Origin of the sequence: Streptomyces sp. MMCC 100 (assembly GCF_041538145.2) — a bacterium.
GTDB lineage: Bacteria > Actinomycetota > Actinomycetes > Streptomycetales > Streptomycetaceae > Streptomyces.
In genome coordinates this window covers 2493962-2510337 of the sequence record NZ_JBGORK020000001.1, presented here as the reverse complement: position 1 = coordinate 2510337, position 16376 = coordinate 2493962, and the positions used below count along the sequence as shown (strand labels likewise).

Annotated in this window: 18 protein-coding genes and 2 pseudogenes; 11 read left to right on the top strand and 9 right to left on the bottom strand. The window is 73.0% G+C overall.

Features of this window, described 5'->3' with window-relative positions; all coding sequences use genetic code 11:
* The first annotated feature begins 80 nt into the window (after positions 1-80).
* Together ABS735_RS11605 and ABS735_RS11600 are read left to right on the top strand one after the other, a co-directional pair.
* A complete protein-coding gene (locus tag ABS735_RS11605) occupies positions 81-1040 on the top strand; it encodes a DUF8017 domain-containing protein (protein WP_373906133.1) in 960 nt (319 codons plus the stop codon).
* A gap of 92 nt (positions 1041-1132) precedes the next feature.
* A complete protein-coding gene (locus tag ABS735_RS11600) occupies positions 1133-2164 on the top strand; it encodes a DUF8017 domain-containing protein (protein WP_373906134.1) in 1032 nt (343 codons plus the stop codon).
* A gap of 24 nt (positions 2165-2188) precedes the next feature.
* Here the strand turns inward: ABS735_RS11600 and ABS735_RS11595 are convergent, their stop codons facing one another.
* The 3 genes from ABS735_RS11595 to ABS735_RS11585 form a co-directional block, all read right to left on the bottom strand.
* Entirely contained in the window at positions 2189-3034 is an 846-nt protein-coding gene (locus ABS735_RS11595; protein WP_373906135.1) for a spermidine synthase, read from the bottom strand.
* Positions 3035-3100: 66 nt separating this feature from the next.
* Entirely contained in the window at positions 3101-4270 is a 1170-nt protein-coding gene (tuf, locus tag ABS735_RS11590) for an elongation factor Tu (protein ID WP_373906136.1), read from the bottom strand.
* 278 nt (positions 4271-4548) lie between these two features.
* The gene (locus ABS735_RS11585; RefSeq protein ID WP_373906137.1) at positions 4549-5271 is read right to left on the bottom strand and encodes a DNA alkylation repair protein; all 723 of its coding nucleotides are present in this window, start codon (positions 5269-5271) and stop codon (positions 4549-4551) included.
* A gap of 49 nt (positions 5272-5320) precedes the next feature.
* Between ABS735_RS11585 and ABS735_RS11580 the strand changes: the two genes are divergently transcribed.
* A complete protein-coding gene (locus ABS735_RS11580; protein ID WP_373906138.1) occupies positions 5321-6097 on the top strand; it encodes a TVP38/TMEM64 family protein in 777 nt (258 codons plus the stop codon).
* A gap of 7 nt (positions 6098-6104) precedes the next feature.
* On the opposite strand, the pseudogene ABS735_RS11575 reads toward ABS735_RS11580, so the two are convergent.
* Positions 6105-6557, bottom strand: a pseudogene (locus ABS735_RS11575) (steroid 3-ketoacyl-CoA thiolase); the annotation flags it as partial.
* On the opposite strand from ABS735_RS11575, the pseudogene ABS735_RS11570 reads away from it, so the two are divergent.
* The 3 genes and pseudogenes from ABS735_RS11570 to ABS735_RS11560 all read left to right on the top strand — a co-directional run.
* Positions 6540-6647: pseudogene (locus ABS735_RS11570) on the top strand (winged helix-turn-helix transcriptional regulator); the annotation flags it as partial. The pseudogenes ABS735_RS11575 and ABS735_RS11570 sit on opposite strands and share 18 nt — an antisense overlap.
* 151 nt (positions 6648-6798) lie before the next feature.
* Positions 6799-7674 carry an undecaprenyl-diphosphate phosphatase gene (locus ABS735_RS11565; protein ID WP_373906139.1) on the top strand — a complete coding sequence of 292 codons (876 nt, stop codon included), beginning with the start codon at positions 6799-6801 and terminating at the stop codon, positions 7672-7674.
* A gap of 63 nt (positions 7675-7737) precedes the next feature.
* Positions 7738-7917, top strand: a complete 180-nt coding sequence (locus ABS735_RS11560; RefSeq protein ID WP_102929323.1) for a hypothetical protein — start codon at positions 7738-7740, stop codon at positions 7915-7917.
* A gap of 49 nt (positions 7918-7966) precedes the next feature.
* Here the strand turns inward: ABS735_RS11560 and ABS735_RS11555 are convergent, their stop codons facing one another.
* Positions 7967-8707, bottom strand: coding sequence for an SDR family NAD(P)-dependent oxidoreductase (locus ABS735_RS11555; RefSeq protein WP_373906140.1), 741 nt, complete (start codon positions 8705-8707; stop codon positions 7967-7969).
* Positions 8708-8856: 149 nt separating this feature from the next.
* Between ABS735_RS11555 and lnt the strand changes: the two genes are divergently transcribed.
* On the top strand, positions 8857-10431 hold the full coding sequence (gene lnt, locus ABS735_RS11550) for an apolipoprotein N-acyltransferase (RefSeq protein WP_373906141.1): 1575 nt from the start codon (positions 8857-8859) through the stop codon (positions 10429-10431).
* Here the strand turns inward: lnt and ABS735_RS11545 are convergent.
* Positions 10355-11260, bottom strand: a complete 906-nt coding sequence (locus ABS735_RS11545; protein ID WP_373906142.1) for a Gfo/Idh/MocA family protein — start codon at positions 11258-11260, stop codon at positions 10355-10357. The two genes, lnt and ABS735_RS11545, sit on opposite strands and share 77 nt — an antisense overlap.
* Before the next feature lie 13 nt (positions 11261-11273).
* Positions 11274-12455 carry an FAD-dependent monooxygenase gene (locus ABS735_RS11540; protein WP_373906143.1) on the bottom strand — a complete coding sequence of 394 codons (1182 nt, stop codon included), beginning with the start codon at positions 12453-12455 and terminating at the stop codon, positions 11274-11276.
* Between the two features lie 102 nt (positions 12456-12557).
* On the opposite strand from ABS735_RS11540, the gene ABS735_RS11535 reads away from it, so the two are divergent.
* From ABS735_RS11535 to ABS735_RS11525, 3 genes are all read left to right on the top strand, one after another.
* The gene (locus tag ABS735_RS11535) at positions 12558-13202 is read left to right on the top strand and encodes a TetR/AcrR family transcriptional regulator (protein WP_373906144.1); all 645 of its coding nucleotides are present in this window, start codon (positions 12558-12560) and stop codon (positions 13200-13202) included.
* Between the two features lie 42 nt (positions 13203-13244).
* Positions 13245-13757, top strand: a complete 513-nt coding sequence (locus tag ABS735_RS11530) for a DinB family protein (RefSeq protein ID WP_373906145.1) — start codon at positions 13245-13247, stop codon at positions 13755-13757.
* A 103-nt stretch (positions 13758-13860) separates the two neighbouring features.
* Positions 13861-14367, top strand: coding sequence for a hypothetical protein (locus ABS735_RS11525; protein ID WP_373906228.1), 507 nt, complete (start codon positions 13861-13863; stop codon positions 14365-14367).
* Between the two features lie 32 nt (positions 14368-14399).
* Here ABS735_RS11525 and ABS735_RS11520 read toward each other — a convergent pair whose 3' ends face one another.
* Complete coding sequence (locus tag ABS735_RS11520; protein ID WP_373906146.1) at positions 14400-14951, bottom strand: hypothetical protein; 552 nt, start codon at positions 14949-14951, stop codon at positions 14400-14402.
* 121 nt (positions 14952-15072) lie between these two features.
* On the bottom strand, positions 15073-15756 hold the full coding sequence (gene ung, locus ABS735_RS11515) for a uracil-DNA glycosylase (RefSeq protein ID WP_373906147.1): 684 nt from the start codon (positions 15754-15756) through the stop codon (positions 15073-15075).
* A 129-nt stretch (positions 15757-15885) separates the two neighbouring features.
* On the opposite strand from ung, the gene ABS735_RS11510 reads away from it, so the two are divergent.
* Positions 15886-16362: a nuclear transport factor 2 family protein gene (locus ABS735_RS11510; protein ID WP_373906148.1), complete on the top strand. Its 477-nt coding sequence runs from the start codon at positions 15886-15888 to the stop codon at positions 16360-16362.
* Positions 16363-16376: the final 14 nt, after the last annotated feature.

The window sequence follows — 16376 nt, the reverse complement described above, 5'->3', positions numbered from 1 at the left end:
TCTGCGCTCATGGAAGCAGGTTACCCGCGAGTAGCATCCAGGACCAGGCGCCCGGGAAGATCGCCGTATGCTGAGCGCCCATGTGGCCAGGAGAGCAGTCGCCCACCGGCGGACCGGATCCGCGGCAGCCCGACCCGTATCAGCAGCCCGGCTACCGGCAGCCGCCGCCGTACGCGGGACAACAGCCGCCCGGCCCCTGGAACGCCCCCACGGTCACGTCCGGCGGGCCGTCCGGCCGGGGGCCCGGGAACAGCCGTACGAAGGTGGTGGCGATCGTCGCCGCCGCGGTCGTGGTGGTCGCCGCAGCCGCGAGCGGGGCCGTACTTGTGGGCGGAGGTGAGGACGAAGAGGCCCGGCCCGGCCCCACCGCCTCCTCCCCGGCCGCGTCCTCCCCGTCCGCCTCCGCCGCCGACGACCCGCGTGGCGGTGACGACAGCCCGGAACCCACAGTCGAGGGCTGGACCGTCGTGGCCGATCCCGACCACGGCCTCGCCTTCGACGTGCCGGCCTCCTGGGCACCGCAGTCGCGCGACTGGGTCACCTATGTCGCCGAGGACGACGACCCCGAAGAGAAGCCACTGGTCGGCATGAAGGCACCCGCCGTCCTGAAGGAGAAGTGGTGCGGGTCGGACGACGACCGGGACGGCTCGGTGGACTACACCCCCCTGGCCAGTGCGGGCACCCGCGGCAACAACGGCGCGCGGAGCACCGAGGAGATCGCCCGGACCGACTCCGCGGCCTGGGTCTACGGAGGCTTCACCCAGCCGGACCGGGACAAGGTCGCCACGGGACCGGTGACGCCCTTCACCACCGCCTCCGGCATCGAGGGCAGCCTCGCCACCTCCCGGTCGTCCGGGGTGGCGAAGAAGGGCAAGTGCGACGTGAACGGCAAGGCGACCACCTTCGCCTTCAAATCGGCCGACGGCGACTTCGTCTCGTGGTCGTTCTTCGGCGCCGCGGACGTCGCCGACGAGGTGCCCGACTCCACCGTCCGCAAGATCCTGGCCACCGTCAGGGAGTACACCCCGTCGGAATCCTAGGCAGCCGGACCGCTGGTCCGTCGGACTTCGGTACGTCCCTGACAAGGGCCGGTGACCGAATCGTGTCCTGGGCGGCATTAGGGTGACTGCTCATGTGGCCAGGACAGCAGCCGCCCGGGGGCGAGCAGAACCCGCAGAACCAGAACAATCCGTACCAGCAGCCGGGGTATCAGCAGCCGAATCCGTATCAGCAGCCCGGCTACCAGCAGCAGCCCGGCGCGTACGGGCAGCAGCAGTGGAGCACTCCGCAGCCGGCCACCTCTCCGCAGCCCGCGACGGGCGGTGGTGGCGGTGGTGGCGGCAACCGGACGAAGCTGGTCGCGATCATCGCGTCCCTCGCCGTGGTGGTGGCCGCGGGCGTCACCGGGTTCCTGGTGCTCGGCGGTGACAAGGGCGACCAGGCGGACGACGGCAAGGACAAGAAGGTGTCGGCGAGCCCGACCGTGGAGAAGTCCGAGTCCCCCACCGCCGACCCCACGGCGTCCGGTTCCGACGACAACCCGCGCGGCGGCGAGGGGGCGAAGGCCACCGTCGACGGCTGGAAGGTCGTCGCCAACCCGCGCTTCGGCACCATGTTCGACGTGCCCGCGGAGTGGGAGATCGAGACCACCGACACCAGCGTCGGCTTCGAGTGGGAAGAGGACGGCAAGATCGAGCGCACCACCGTCACCGCCCCGGCCTACCTGAAGTCCGAGTGGTGCACGACCGACGAGAACAAGGACGGCCGCAAGGAGAGCACCGCCCTCGCCACCGCCGGTACCCGGGGTGAGAGCGGCGCCAAGGACACGGACATGGCGGCCGAGACACGGGTGCCGTGGTGGATCTACGGCGGTTTCACCGAGCCGGACAAGAAGGCCGTGAAGTACGGCAAGCCGAAGGCGTACACGACCGCGTCCGGCATCAAGGGCAGCGTCATCACGGCGCACTCGGAGGGCGCGGCCAAGAAGGGGAAGTGCGACACCGAGGGCAAGGCGATCACCTTCGCCTTCAAGAACGGCGCGGGCGATTTCGTCACCTGGAACCTCTACGGCGCCAAGGGCGTCGACGAGGAGGTCCCGGAGGCGACGATCCAGAAGATCCTCAGCACCGTGCGCCTCACCGAGGAACCGCCGACCGAGTCGTAGGCACACCGGGCCGGACGGCGCCGCTCAGCCGATGCCGAACGCCCCGGCGGGCGGCTCGGGCGACGGTACGGCGTCCTCGTCGCGCACCGGCCTGGCGTCGCCGGTGAAGTCCCGCAGGGCGGGCCCGTGCTCGACCCTGGCCGGGAAGGCGTCGGCGGCGGTGCGCCGGGCCAGGGCCGCGGTGTCCAGGGGCCGGTGCGCGGCGACGAGCAGCGCGTTGCCGAAGCGGCGCCCGCGCAGCACCCCCGGTTCCGCGACCAGGGCCAGCTCCTCGAAGAACATGGCGAATCCGGCCAGTTGACCGCGGAGGAAGCCGAAGGGCGCACCGTCGGCCAGGTTGGCCACATACACGCCGTCGGCGCGCAGCACCCGGGCCGCCTCGCGCACGTAGCCGACGGAGGTCAGGTGCGCGGGCACGCGTGAGCCCCCGAAGACGTCGGCGACCAGTACGTCGGCCGAGTCCGCGGGGGCCTCCGCCAGCCAGGCGCGGGCATCGGCACCGTGTGCGGTGATGCCCGCGTCCGGCGGCAGCGGCAGGTGCTCGGCGACCAGGTCGAGCAGCCCCCGGTCGGCCTCCACGACGTCCTGCCGCGAGCCGGGCCGGGTCGCGGCCACGTACCGGGGCAGGGTGAACGCGCCGCCGCCCAGGTGCAGGACGTCCAGCGCGCGCCCCGGCTCGGCGACCGTGTCCAGGACGTGGCCGAGCCGGCGCGTGTACTCGAACTCCAGGTGCGCCGGCTCGTCCAGGTCGACGTACGACTGCGGCGCCCCGTCGACGGTGAGCAGCCAGGCCCGTTCCCGGTCGACGTCGGGCATGAGCTTGGCGGTGCCGTGGTCGGTGACGCGGCTGACGGGTATGGCTTCGTTCACCTGCCCATTGTGCCAAGCACCTTGTGCCGGTCCGCTTGCGCCGATCGGCTTGTGCCCGGCACGGCCTCACCCGACGGCGGTCACGGTCCCCGCCCCCACAGTGCGGCCGCCCTCGCGGATGGCGAAGCCCAGCCCCGTCTCCAGCGGCACGTCCCGGCCCAGCTCGACCGTCATGGTGACGGTGTCCCCGGGCCGGGCGGCGGCCGCCTCGCCGAGGTCCACGTCGCCGACCACGTCCGCGGTCCTGATGTAGAACTGCGGCCGGTAGCCGGTGGTGAGCGGCGTCGAGCGCCCGCCCTCGCGGGTCGACAGGACGTACACCCGCGCCGTGAAGCGTCGGGCGGGCACCACGCTGCCGGGCGCGGCGACCACGTGCCCCCGGCGTACGGTGTCGCGGGCGACTCCGCGCAGCAACAGCGCCACGTTGTCCCCGGCCTGGGCCTCCTCCATGGGCTTGCCGAAGGTCTCCAGGCCGGTGACGACCGTCTCGACGGACGCCCCGAGCACCTCCACCCGGTCGCCGACACGCACGGTGCCGCGCTCCACGGCGCCGGTGACGACGGTGCCGCGGCCGGTGATGGTGAGCACGTTCTCCACCGGCAGCAGGAACGGCGCGTCCAGGTACCGCTCGGGCATGGGCACATACGTGTCCACGGCGTCGAGCAGTGCCTCGACGGAGGCCGTCCACCGCGGGTCGCCCTCCAGGGCCTTGAGCCCGGAGACCCGTACGACGGGCACGGCGTCGCCGCCGTAGCCGTGCGCGGTGAGCAGTTCGCGGACCTCCAGCTCGACCAGGTCGGTCAGTTCCTCGTCGCCCGCGTCGGCCTTGTTGAGCGCGACCACGATGTGGTCGACGCCCACCTGCCGGGCGAGCAGCACGTGTTCGGCGGTCTGCGGCATGATCCCGTCCAGCGCGGAGACGACGAGGATCGCCCCGTCGAGCTGGGCGGCACCGGTGACCATGTTCTTGACGTAGTCGGCGTGGCCGGGCATGTCGACGTGGGCGTAGTGCCGGGTGTCGGTCTCGTACTCGACGTGCGCGATGTTGATGGTGATGCCGCGCGCCGCCTCCTCCGGGGCGCGGTCGATGCGGTCGAACGGCACGAACGTGCCGGCCCCGCGCTCGGCGAGGACCTTGGTGATGGCGGCGGTCAGGGTGGTCTTGCCGTGGTCGACATGGCCCATCGTGCCGATGTTCAGATGCGGTTTGGTGCGGACGTACGCCGTCTTGGACATGGCGGTACCTCGAAGCCTCGTGGCGGTGGTGGGGACCCCTGGGGCCGGCCGACCCTCCCCCTGCGGGGTCCGCCGGACGATCCGGGGAGGGTCAGCTTCGGGCGCCGTCGACTGCGGCGGTGAAGTGGGCGACGGCAGCCTTCGGGGCATCCGCGACCGCGGATGCTGCGAGGTGGAAGGCGTACCGGAACATGACGCCGATCATTGCCGACGCTTCGTCGCACGTCGAATGGTTTTTGGGGGAACAGCCGTTCGAGATCGGTGCCGGTCCGGCGGCACTACGGGCCGATGGCCCGCAGCGCCTCCCGCACGGACAGCGGTGCGAGGCGGGTCCGGTGCTCGGCCACGAAGCCGCGCACGGCGTCCGGGTCGGTCTTGGCGTACTCGCGCAGGCACCAGCCGACGGCCTTGCGGACGAAGAAGTCGCCGTGGCCCGACTGACGCGCGCAGTAGCCGAAGAGGCGGTCGGTGTCGGTGCGTTCCTTGTAGCGCAGCTGGTGCAGGAGCGCCGCGCGGACCAGCCAGAGGTCCTCGTCCTCGATCCAGGCGTCCATGTCGGCCGTGAGGCCGCGGTCGGCGGTGACGAGGCCCCCGACGACTTGCGCGGCGAGCAGGTCGACGGTGTCCCACCAGGGCACCGTGGTGAGCAGGTACCGGACCACGGGCAGGAAACCGGACGAGCAGTGCGTCACATACCGGCGCAGGTAGTCGACGGCGAAGTAGTGGTACTCGCGCTCGGGCAGCCGCCAGCAGCGCAGCGCGACCGCGGCGCAGTCCGGCTCGGCCGGGCGGGGCACACCTGCCAGGACGGTGCGGGAGAGGGAACGGCGAACGGGCGAGGTCATGCCCAGGAACGGAGCCACGTCCTTCATGTACGCCCGCAGCCCGGCGGCCCGCTCGGGGTCGACCGCGGTGGGGTACTCGGCGATGAGCCGCTCCAGTACCGTGTCGGCGAGAGCACTGTGCGGCGCGTCCGGAATCGGCCGGGCTGTGACGCTCATGAGACGCACCATACGGCGATCACACACATTTGTCGGTTAGTGTCACCGGATGCTCGATGCCACCACCCGCTCTGGGGGCACCGCCACGGTCTCTCCCCGGACCGCCGCCGAACTCGCCGTCGCCACCGCCGCCGGACCGGTCGCGCCGACCGGCTTCGCCACGCGTGTGACGAGAGTGCTGCTGTCGCCGTGGTCTCGGCTCTCCCTGCTCGTCGCCCTGCTGGCCTCGGCCGCGACGACGGTGGTGCTGTTCCAGCCGCAGCAGTTGCTGACCAACGGCTGGCCGCCGCAGCTCGGGGGTGCCGCGGCGGCCCTGGCGTACGCGGTGGCGTACGGGCTGTGCACGGTCGCCTTCGTGCCGCGTCCGCTGCTCAACCTGGCGGCCGGCGCCCTGTTCGGGTCGCAGTTGGGCCTCGCCTCCGCGCTGGCGGGGACGGTGCTCGGCGCCGGGATCGCCTTCTGCCTCGGCCGGGTGCTGGGCCAGGAGGCGCTTCGTCCGCTGCTGCGGGGCAAGTGGCTGAAGGCCGCGGACGGGCAGCTCAGCCGGCACGGTTTCCGCTCGATGCTGGCGGCGCGGCTGTTCCCCGGGGTGCCGTTCGCCGCCGCCAACTACTGCGCCGCCGTGTCCCGCATGGGCCTGCTGCCCTTCCTGCTGGCGACGGGGCTCGGTTCGATCCCCAACACCGCCGCCTACGTCGTCGCGGGCGCCCGTGCCTCGACGCCGACCTCTCCCGCCTTCCTGATCGCGCTGGCCTGCATCGCCCTGCCGGGTCTCGCGGGTGCGGTGGTGGCCTGGCGCAAGCGGCACCGGCTGCGCGGGCACTGAAGGGCCGTCACACCGCTTCCAGGATCATGGCGTTGGCGAGACCGCCGGCCTCGCACATGGTCTGCAGGCCGTAGCGCGCGCCCCGTTCGCGCAGGGCGTGGACGAGGGTGGTGGTCAGGCGGGTGCCGCTCGCGCCGAGGGGGTGACCGAGCGCGATGGCGCCGCCGTGCACGTTGACCCTGTCGAGGTCCGCGCCGGTCTCCTGCTGCCAGGCCAGTACGACGCTCGCGAAGGCCTCGTTGACCTCGAACAGGTCGATGTCGCCGAGGGAGAGCGACGCCCGGCGCAGCACCTTCTCGGTGGCCGGGACGACGCCGGTGAGCATGAGCAGCGGGTCGGAGCCGGTGACGGCGAAGCTGTGCAGCCGGGCGAGGGGGCGCAGGCCGAGGCGGGCCGCGGTCTCGCTCGACGTGATCAGCACGGCCGAGGCTCCGTCGTTGACCTCCCGCAGGTCACCTGCCCGGCCTGCGGCGACGCCGTCCGCCACGAGGACCTGACCGCCCATCCGCAGGTCCCCGGCTGGACGGTGACGGGGCCCGCGGCGGCGTAGGGGCCCGCTCACCCCCGTCGCCGGGGGTTCATTTCGGGGCGCTACGCTGCCCCTCGGCACGCCAGGTCCCGATCACCGCACGCGACGGTTCGGCGTGTCCGCCGACCGTTTCTCGCCGTTCCTCGATCGCCACTTGGACTGACGCAACTCCATGTCTTGGTTTGAATCCCTCGTCCTCGGACTCGTCCAGGGGCTGACCGAGTTCCTCCCCGTGTCCTCCAGCGCGCACCTGCGGCTGACCGCGGCGTTCTCCGGCTGGCACGACCCGGGCGCGGCCTTCACGGCGATCACGCAGATCGGCACCGAGGCCGCGGTGCTCATCTACTTCCGCAAGGACATCGGCCGGATCATCTCGGCGTGGACACGCTCGCTCACCGACAAGTCGATGCGCCACGACCCCGACGCGCGCATGGGCTGGCTGGTGATCGTCGGCTCGATCCCGATCGGCGTGCTCGGCCTGACGCTGAAGGACCAGATCGAGGGCCCCTTCCGCGACCTGCGGATCACCGCGACGATGCTGATCGTCGTCGGCGTGATCATCGGCATCGCCGACCGGATGGCCGCCCGGGACGAGAAGGGCGGCCGGCACCGCGCGCCGCAGCAGCGCAAGGAGCTGGAGAACCTGGGCGTGCGGGACGGCCTGATCTACGGCCTGTGCCAGGCGGCGGCCCTCATCCCCGGCGTCTCCCGCTCCGGCGCGACCATCAGCGGCGGCCTCTTCATGGGCTACCGGCGCGAGGCCGCCGCCCGGTACTCGTTCCTGCTCGCGGTCCCGGCGGTGCTCGCCTCCGGCGTGTTCGAGCTGAAGGACGCGATGGAGAGCGACCACGTCTCCTGGGGACCGACGCTCTTCGCGACGGTCATCGCCTTCGCCTCCGGGTACGTGGTCATCGCCTGGTTCATGAAGTTCATCTCCACCAAGAGTTTCATGCCGTTCGTCTGGTACCGCATCGCGCTCGGCATCGTCATCATCGCCCTGGTCGCGACGGGCGTCCTCAGCCCGCACGCCGCGGAGTCCTCCGGCTGACCGCACCCGCTTGTGTAGCCGTCCGGTAGCGCAGCGTCAGTGCTTGCCCCTAGGCTTGTCCGCATGTCCCCCGATTACGCGACCCCTGGTTCCGTGCGGTCCGCCGCGGAACTGAACGATCAGATCCGTGCGCTGTGGCGGCGCGCGGGCGGGACCCTGTCCGCGCAGGAGCGCGTGGAGTACGAGCTGCTGGTGGTCGAGTGGGCGACCGCGATCCGCGGCGAGGTCATCGAGGCGGCCTGAGCCGAGGGGGCCGCCCCGGTGCGGAGTCGGCCCCGTCCCCGGGCCTCAGTCAGCGTCCGCCCGCCACCCTGAGCACCGTCCCCGTCGTGTACGACGCGTCGGGCGACAGCAGCCAGGCGATCGCCGCGGCGATCTCCTCCGCCCGTCCCGCACGCCCCATCGGCACCGCCGCCCCCATCCGGGCCGCCCGGCCGGCGTCGCCCGCCGCCGCGTGCATCTCGGTGTCGATCACGCCGGGCGCGACGGCGTTGACCCGGATCCCGTCCGGGCCGAGCTCCTTGGCCAGGCCCAGCGTCAGCGCGTCGACACCCGCCTTGCTCGCCGCGTAGTGCACGTACTCGCCCGGGCTGCCGAGGGTCGCGGCGCCCGACGACACGTTCACGATCACACCGCTCCCCCGCGGTGTCATCAGCCGCGCGGCCCGCCGGGCGCACAGCAGCACGCCCAGCAGGTTGACGTCGAGGACCCGGCGCAGGTCCGCGGTGTCGCTGTCGGCGAGCCGCCCCAGCGGTCCGGTCACGGCCGCGTTGTTCACCAGCCCCGTCACCGGGCCCAGCCGCTCCTCCGCCGCGTCGAAGAGGCGCTCCACGTCGGCCTCGACGGACGTGTCCGCCCGCACCGCGACACCGCGGCCGCCCGCCTCGCGCACCCCTGCCACGACCGTCTCGGCGGCCGCCGAGTCCCGCGCGTAGCCCACGACGACGTCGTGCCCGTCCGCCGCGAGGCGCAGACAGGTCGCCGCACCGATCCCCCGGCTGCCGCCGGTGACCACCGTGATGGGTCGCGTCATTGATACCTCCACGTTTTGATCGATCATCGATCATCCTAGGGAACGTCTCGCGCGCCGGACAGACCTCGGTGTGATCAACTGAATTCGCCGTCGTCGCGGGCGCACACTGTACGGATCATCGGGTAGGCACCATCGGTAAGGAGGCGCCCATGAAGAGGCTCGACCACTGGCTCGCCTCCCCGTGGCGGCGCTCGGCCCTCGCCGCGCTCGCCGGCGCGCTGCCGGTGCTCGCCTTCCCGGGCCCGGCCCTGTGGTGGTGGGCCTGGTTCGCGCTGGTCCCCTGGATCCTGCTGGCCCGTACCGCGCCGGACGGGAAGCGGGCGGCGTACGACGGGTGGTGCGGCGGCTTCGGGTTCGTGCTGGCCATGCACCACTGGCTGCTGCCGAACCTGCACGTGTTCACGTTCGTCATCGCCGCGCTGCTCGGCGCGCTCTGGGTGCCGTGGGGCTGGCTGGTACACAGGACACTGGGCGGGACGCCGTCCGGCGGCCGGGTCGCGGCGGCCCTCGTGGTGCTGCCGTCGGGGTGGCTGCTGGCAGAGCTGGTCCGCTCCTGGCAGGGGCTCGGCGGCCCCTGGGGGATGCTGGGCGCCAGCCAGTGGCAGGTGGCTCCGGCGCTGCGGCTCGCCTCGGTGGGCGGGGTGTGGCTGCTGAGCTTCCTGGTGGTGGCCGTCAACGTCGCCGTCGCCGTCCTCGTCGCCGTCCGCCGGGCGAGGGTGCCGGCGCTGGCCGGTCTCCTCGCCACGGCCGCGGCCACCTCGGCGGCCTGGGTCTGGTCACCGCGCCCCGGCACCGACGAGCGGGTCGCGGTCGCCGTGGTGCAGCCGGGCATCGTCGCCGGGGCCGGGAGCGCCGACCGGCGGTTCGACCGTGAGGAGCGGCTGACCCGGCGGCTCGCGGACCGGGACCTCGATCTGATCGTCTGGGGCGAGAGCAGCGTCGGATTCGACCTGGACGACCGGCCGGACCTCGCCCGCAGGCTCGCCGCGCTGTCCCGGGAGACCGGCGCGGACATCCTGGTCAACGTGGACGCGCGGCGCTCCGACAAACCCGGCATCTACAAGAGCTCGGTGCTCGTCGGCTCCGAGGGCCCGACCGGCGACCGGTACGACAAGATGCGGCTCGTCCCCTTCGGGGAGTACGTGCCGTTCCGCTCGCTGCTCGGCTGGGCCACCTCCGTGGGCAAGGCGGCGGGCGAGGACCGCAGGCGGGGCACCGAGCAGGTGGTGACGGACGTCGGCGACGGCCTGCGGATCGGGCCGATGGTCTGCTTCGAGAGCGCCTTCCCCGACATGAGCCGCAGCCTCGCCGCCGACGGTGCCGAGGTGCTGGTCGCCCAGTCGTCGACGTCGACCTTCCAGCACACCTGGGCTCCCGAGCAGCACGCCTCCCTCGCCGCGCTGCGTGCCGCCGAGACCGGCCGGCCGATGGTGCACGCGACGCTGACCGGCGTCTCCGCCGTCTACGACGCGAACGGCGCGCGGATCGGCTCCTGGCTCGGCACCGACGCGAGCGCCTCGCGGGTGTACGAGATCCCCCTCACCCACGGCACCACGCCGTACGTCCGCTACGGCGACTGGACGGTGTACGCGGCGCTGCTGAGCCTCGCGGCCTGGGGCACCGTCGAGGGCGTGCGGGCGGTGCGGCTCAGGCGGAGCCGTCCAGTACGGCCCGGACCACCCGCTCGCACAGCTCATGGGTCTCCAGCGCGTCCCGGGCGTTGAGCACCTCGCCGGAGCGCACCGCGTCGAGGAAGGCGAGCACCGCCTGCTCGATGCCCCGCTGACGGGCCACGGGGACCCAGTCGCCGCGCCGCCGCACGGTGGGCTGGCCCTTGTGGTCGATCACCTCGGCGAGGTTGACCACCTGACGCTTGGTGTCCTGGCCGGAGACCTCCAGGATCTCCTCCGCCGAGCCGCTGAGCCGGTTCATCACGCCGAGCGCGGTGAAGCCGTCCCCGGCGAGCTGGAGCACGACGTGGTGGAGCAGGCCCTCCACGGCCCGGGCGCGCACGGTCACGTCGTCGACCGGCCCCGGCACCAGGAACCTGAGCGTGTCGACGACGTGGATGAAGTCGTCGAGGATCATCGTGCGCGGGTCCTCGGGCAGTCCGGTGCGGTTCTTCTGCATGAGGATCAGCTCGCGCGGGTGCTCGACGCACTGCGCGTACCCGGGAGCGTGGCGCCGGTTGAAGCCGACGGCGAGGCCGGTGCGTCGATCCTCGGCGAGGGACACCAGGCGTTCGGAATCGGCGAGTTCGTAGGCGAGGGGCTTGTCGACGTAGGTGGGGACACCGGCTTCCAGCAGCCGCGTCACGATCTGGGGGTGGACGGCCGTCGGCGCGTGCACGAAGGCGGCGTCCAGGCCCTGGGCGAGGAGCGAGTCGAGGTCGGCGTGGCGCTGCGCCGGCGGGATGCGCAGCTTGTCGGCGACCCGGGTGAGGGTGGCGGGGGTCCGGGTCTGCAGGTGCAGTTCGATCCCGGGGAGGGCGGCGAGCACCGGCAGGTATGCCTTCTGCGCGATGTCGCCGAGTCCGATGCAGCCGACCTTCACGGGATGTGCTCCTCTAACGCTCGCCGACCTGGGTCCGCCGGGAAGCATACGGGGGCTGCGGGGGCCGCCAGTCGGCGATGCCGTCGAAGCCGCGCAGGAACAGGGCCGGTCCGGCCTTGGACAGGGCGAGGATCGCGGCGTCGCGGACGGCGATCCCGGCACGGTTGCCCATCAGGTTGAGGCGGGCGACCTTCACGGCCTTGCGGGCGATCGCGGTCGTGCGGGGCAGCCGGGCGGCCGTGTAGGCGGCGAGGTCCTGGCTGTGGTGGGCGAGCACGACCGCGTCCTCGACGGCCTGGTTGCCGCCCTGGCCGAGGTTCGGCGGCATCGCGTGCGCGGCGTCCCCGAGGAGGGCGACCCGGCCGCGGTGGTAGGCGGGAAGCGGCTCGGCGATGTGGTGCACGTCGTGGCGCAGGACGTCCTCGGGGCGGGCGGCGGCGAGAACGGCGGGGATCGGGTCGTGCCAGTCGCCGTAGCGGTGCAGCAGTTCCGCCTTCTCGTCGGCCGCGTGCCCTCCGGCCGGGGCGACGGCGGCGGCGTAGGCGTAGACCCGGCCGTCCTTGAGCGGATGCGTGCCCCAGATGCGGCCCCGGCCCCAGGTCTCGTGGGAGGCGAACTCGGCGCCGGGGACCGGGAGCACGACCCGCCAGGTGGTGAAGCCGGAGTAGACGGTGCCGGGGTGGTGCGGGAACAGCGTGCGGCGTACGGCGGAGTGGATGCCGTCGGCCGCGACGACCAGGTCGGCCTCCAGCTCGCCGTCGGGCGTGCGGACCCTGGCCGGACGGTCACGGTCGCCCGGGTCGGCGAGCGTCGCGTCGGCGCCGGTGCGGACGGCGTCCGGCGGCAGCAGCGCGGACAGGCGGTCGATGAGCGTGGACCGGTGCAGCAGCACCAGCGGACCGCCGAAGCGTGCCGCGGCGGCCTCGGCGCTGGACCTGGAGAGCCAGCGTCCGCCGGGGGTGCGCAGTCCCCCGTCGCCCTGCCAGGCGGCGAGGTCGCGGATCTCGTCGCCCAGACCGATCACGTCCAGGGCGCGCAGGGCGTTGGGCGACAGCGAGATGGCCGCGCCGATCGGCCGGAGCGAAGGGGCGCGCTCCAGCACGGTGACCCGCAGGCCGCTCTCGTACAGGGCGGCCGCCGCGGTCAGGCCGCCGATGCCGCCGCCGATCACGACGGCCGTCTTCGTCCTTGCCATGACTCTCCTCGACCCTCTTCTCGACGCGAAACTCACTACAGATGTAGTAACACCTGCCGCCGACTGTACTACAGCCGTAGTGAGACGGGTAGGTTGATCTCCATGTCCGCTCCTGCCGCACCTTCCGGGTCCCCGTCCGGTGCCTCCCGCGCCGACCTCGTCGCCGACGCCGCCCTGGCGCTGCTCGCCGAGCGCGGGATGCGCGGGCTCACGCACCGGGCGGTCGACGAGGCGGCCGGGCTCCCGCAGGGCTCCACGTCCAACGTCGCGCGGACCCGGCAGGCGCTGCTGGAACTGGCGGTGCGACGCCTGGCCGACCGGGAGGCGCGGGTGCTGGCGCTGCACGAGATGCCGGACCCGCGCGCCGGCCTCGACGCCCTGGTCGACGCGCTGGCACTGGCGACGCACCGCGCCCTGACCCGCAACCGCGCGCTGACGCTGGCCCGGTACGAACTGGCCCTGGAGGCCACGCGCCGCCCCGAGCTGCGGGCGCACTTCGACGCGGCCGGCGCCCGCTTCCGGGAGCAGCTGGGCGCCCTCGTCACGGCGATGGGCTCGGCCGACCCGGCCCGGCACGTGCTCTCACTGGTCGCCTGGGCGGACGGCCTGATGTTCAGCTGCGTGGCCGGGACCTTCCACGCCGAGGTACCGAGCCTCCAGGACGTGCGGTCGGGGCTGCGGGAACTCCTGGACGGCATGCTGGGCGACCTGCGTCGCGGCCTGCGCGGCGCTCTGCCGGAGGACTGAAATCCCCTGGTGGGACCGGCCGGTCTGGGCGAGGATGCCGCCATGACGACCGAACGCCGTGAACCCCCCGTCGACGCCGACGAACGCGCCATGCTGGAGGGCTGGGTCGAGTACCACCAGCAGACCCTCGCCTGGAAGTGCGAAGGACTCACCGACGAGCAGTTGAGGACGGCCGCCGTGGCACCGTCGGCGCTGTCCCTGATGGGACTGGTCCGGCACATGGCGGAGGTGGAGCGCAGCTGGTACCGCAGGGTGCTGGCGGCCGAGGACGCCGGCCCGATCTACTACTCCGACGAGGACCCGGAAGGCGAGTTCCGGCTCACCGAGGCCGACACCTTCGCCGAGGCCCACGCCACCTGGCAGGCGGAGATCGAGGCGGCCCGGCGCAACGCGGCCGGCGTTCCCCTGGGCGAACCGACCCGGGGCAAGCACCTGCGCACCGGTGAGCGCTACACCCTGCGCTGGATCCACACCCACATGATCGAGGAGTACGCGCGTCACAACGGGCACGCGGACCTGATCCGCGAGCGCCTGGACGGGGCCACGGGCGACTGACGTCACCTCCGGTTGCCCACGGGCCTCCGTACGGGGCCGGAGATCACCCGTGCGGGGCAACCTCCGCTCGTCCGGCGCCGGTCAGGGGGTCCGAAGCAGCAGAGTGGCGCGGGTGCATCGAACGACGACCACCGCAACGCTTCTGCTGACCGTGGCTGTCTCGGCCCTGACCGGCTGTACGACGGTCAGGGGCCCGGCCGTGGACGACCCCTCCGGGGCCGGCGCCCGCTCGTCCGCGCCGCGCCCGGACGGCCCGGCCGAGCCACGGGTCGTCCAGGCCCCGGCCCGGGAGGCGCTGGAGATGATCGGCCCCTCCTCCGCTCCGGAAGCTGCCGGCGGGAAACCGCGCCGCACGAAGCCCCCGGCACCCCCGTCCGCGCCGCACGATCCGCCGGCCGCCCGTGCCCCCGGACAGCGGCCCGCCCGCCCGGCGGCACCCGAGCACACCCGTGCCCCCGCACCACCCCGGCCCAGGGTGCCGGACCTGCCCGGCGCTTCCGGCGACGGCACCGGCGGGAAGGCGGACGTGTGCTCCCTCGGCAAGCAGTACGGCGGTTGGCGGCCGGGCAGCCCCGAGGCCCGCATCTGCGAGCAGGCGTACGGCCACTGAGGCCGGCCGGTGCCCACGGGGCCGGGCCGGCGTTACGGCCGCTGCCGCGGCGGTCGGCCCCACCCCTCGGGCCCGTCGGGCCGGTCGGGGCCGTCCGTACACGGTCCGACGCCGTCCAGGCGCAGCTCCAGCCGGTCGATCGAGGCGCGTACGCCCTCCCCGTAGCGGCCGGGGGCGAGGGAGTCGGCCGCGGCGCGGGCACGCCGCAGGTGCTGACGGGCCGCCTCGCGGTGACCGAGCCGGTCGTAGTCCGCGGCCAGGTTCAGGTGGAGCGAGGGGTACAGGGCCCGGGCGGCGGGCGTGCCCTCGTGGCGGTCGGCGAGCCGGCCCTCCGTCAGTTCCTCGGCGGCCGACAACGCCCGCAGGTCCCAGGCCAGCTCCTCCGCCGGGTCGTCCTGGGTGTCGGCGAGGTAGTGCGCCAGCGTGCAGCGGTGCAGGGGGTCACCGCGCTCGCCGATCTCCTGCCACAGGGCGAGGTAGCGGTGCCGGGCCTCCTCGCGGTCGCCCGCGTGATGCAGCATGGCGACCTGACCGATCCGCGTCAGCACGGCATCCGCCGCCGCCTGCTCCTGTCCCTTCGCCACCGCGTCCTCCGTGCCTGGGTCAGCTGTCCCGACGACGCTAACCGCACGCACCCGCTTTCCCGGTCAGGCGGCACCGGGGCGTGCGCGGGCCGGTCGGTGACGGACCGGCCCGGGCGTCGGGTCAGCCCAGATTCGGGATGGTCCAGTCGATCGGCTCATGGCCCTGCGCGGCGACCGCCTCGTTGATCTGGGTGAACGGGCGGGAGCCGAAGAACTTCTTCGCGGACAGCGGCGAGGGGTGGGCGCCCTTGACCACGGCGTGCCGCGCCTCGTCGATCAGCGGCAGCTTCTTCTGCGCGTAGTTGCCCCACAGCACGAAGACCGCCGGGTCGGCCCTGTGGGCCACCGCGCGGATCACCGCGTCGGTGAACAGCTCCCAGCCACGGGCCTTGTGCGAGTTCGCCTCGCCGGCGCGGACCGTGAGCACCGCGTTGAGCAGCAGGACGCCCTGCTTCGCCCACGGCATCAGATAGCCGTTGTCCGGGATCGGGGTGTCCAGCTCCGCGTGCATCTCCTTGTAGATGTTCCGCAGGGACGGCGGGACCTTCACGCCGGGCCGGACGGAGAAGCACAGCCCGTGTCCCTGGCCCTCGCCGTGGTACGGGTCCTGGCCGAGGACCAGCACCTTCACCTGGTCGAAAGGCGTGGCCTCCAGCGCGGCGAAGACCTCCTCGCGCGGCGGGTAGACGGGGCCGTTCGCCCGCTCCTCCTCGACGAACTCCATCAGCTCCTTGAAGTAGGGCTCTTGCAGCTCGCCGCCCAGCACCTCGCGCCAGGACTCGGGCAGCATGGCGATGTCGGTCACGTCAACTTCCTTACGCTGTGCGGTCGCTTCCAGTCCCGTAGAACCTACCGGCGACCACTGACAAGGGGCGCCGGCCGGCGCCCGGAAAAGCGTTGTCCCGTGGCGGGGCGTGGCTGGTAGGAAGTGGAGATGACCGTTGAAGCGATGAGCCCGATGGACCGCCTGCTCGCGGAGCGAGCGTGCGAACGTCTGATCGTCGACCTGGTCCGCCGCCTCGATCTGGCGGACCCCGGTTCGGCGGCCGATCTGTTCACCGCCGACGGGGTCTGGGAGTGGCCCCACGGGGACCGTCGCATCGAGGGCCGGGAAGCGTTGCGCACGTACTTCGGCTCTCGGCCGGCGGACCGGTTGTCGCGTCGGGTGATGACGAACATCCTCGTCACCGTGGACTCCGCGTCGACGGCGACCGCGACCTCCTACCTGGCGACCTACCGTGTCGACGGATACGTCGACGGGATGATTCCGCCGCGGCTCCCCGCCAACGTCGGCCACTACGAGGACACGTTCCGGAAGGTCGACGGCGAGTGGCTCCTCGCCGCGCGGACCTTGTTCCTTCCCTTCGGCGGCGCCACGGAGCGTCTGTCCGCCTCGTCTCGTGACGCGTGACAGCGGACTGGTCG

What these genes read in the sequence shown, in the direction of transcription:
- tuf (WP_373906136.1), bottom strand. Translation starts at nt 4,270, where the DNA reads ATGTCCAAGACGGCGTACGTCCGCACCAAACCGCATCTGAACATCGGC.
- ABS735_RS11540 (WP_373906143.1), bottom strand. Translation starts at nt 12,455, where the DNA reads ATGGCAAGGACGAAGACGGCCGTCGTGATCGGCGGCGGCATCGGCGGC.
- ABS735_RS11580 (WP_373906138.1), top strand. Translation starts at nt 5,321, where the DNA reads ATGCTCGATGCCACCACCCGCTCTGGGGGCACCGCCACGGTCTCTCCC.
- ABS735_RS11600 (WP_373906134.1), top strand. Translation starts at nt 1,133, where the DNA reads ATGTGGCCAGGACAGCAGCCGCCCGGGGGCGAGCAGAACCCGCAGAAC.
- ABS735_RS11535 (WP_373906144.1), top strand. Translation starts at nt 12,558, where the DNA reads ATGTCCGCTCCTGCCGCACCTTCCGGGTCCCCGTCCGGTGCCTCCCGC.
- ABS735_RS11560 (WP_102929323.1), top strand. Translation starts at nt 7,738, where the DNA reads ATGTCCCCCGATTACGCGACCCCTGGTTCCGTGCGGTCCGCCGCGGAA.
- ABS735_RS11585 (WP_373906137.1), bottom strand. Translation starts at nt 5,271, where the DNA reads ATGAGCGTCACAGCCCGGCCGATTCCGGACGCGCCGCACAGTGCTCTC.
- lnt (WP_373906141.1), top strand. Translation starts at nt 8,857, where the DNA reads ATGAAGAGGCTCGACCACTGGCTCGCCTCCCCGTGGCGGCGCTCGGCC.
- ABS735_RS11605 (WP_373906133.1), top strand. Translation starts at nt 81, where the DNA reads ATGTGGCCAGGAGAGCAGTCGCCCACCGGCGGACCGGATCCGCGGCAG.
- ABS735_RS11530 (WP_373906145.1), top strand. Translation starts at nt 13,245, where the DNA reads ATGACGACCGAACGCCGTGAACCCCCCGTCGACGCCGACGAACGCGCC.
- ABS735_RS11565 (WP_373906139.1), top strand. Translation starts at nt 6,799, where the DNA reads ATGTCTTGGTTTGAATCCCTCGTCCTCGGACTCGTCCAGGGGCTGACC.
- ABS735_RS11510 (WP_373906148.1), top strand. Translation starts at nt 15,886, where the DNA reads ATGACCGTTGAAGCGATGAGCCCGATGGACCGCCTGCTCGCGGAGCGA.
- ABS735_RS11555 (WP_373906140.1), bottom strand. Translation starts at nt 8,707, where the DNA reads ATGACGCGACCCATCACGGTGGTCACCGGCGGCAGCCGGGGGATCGGT.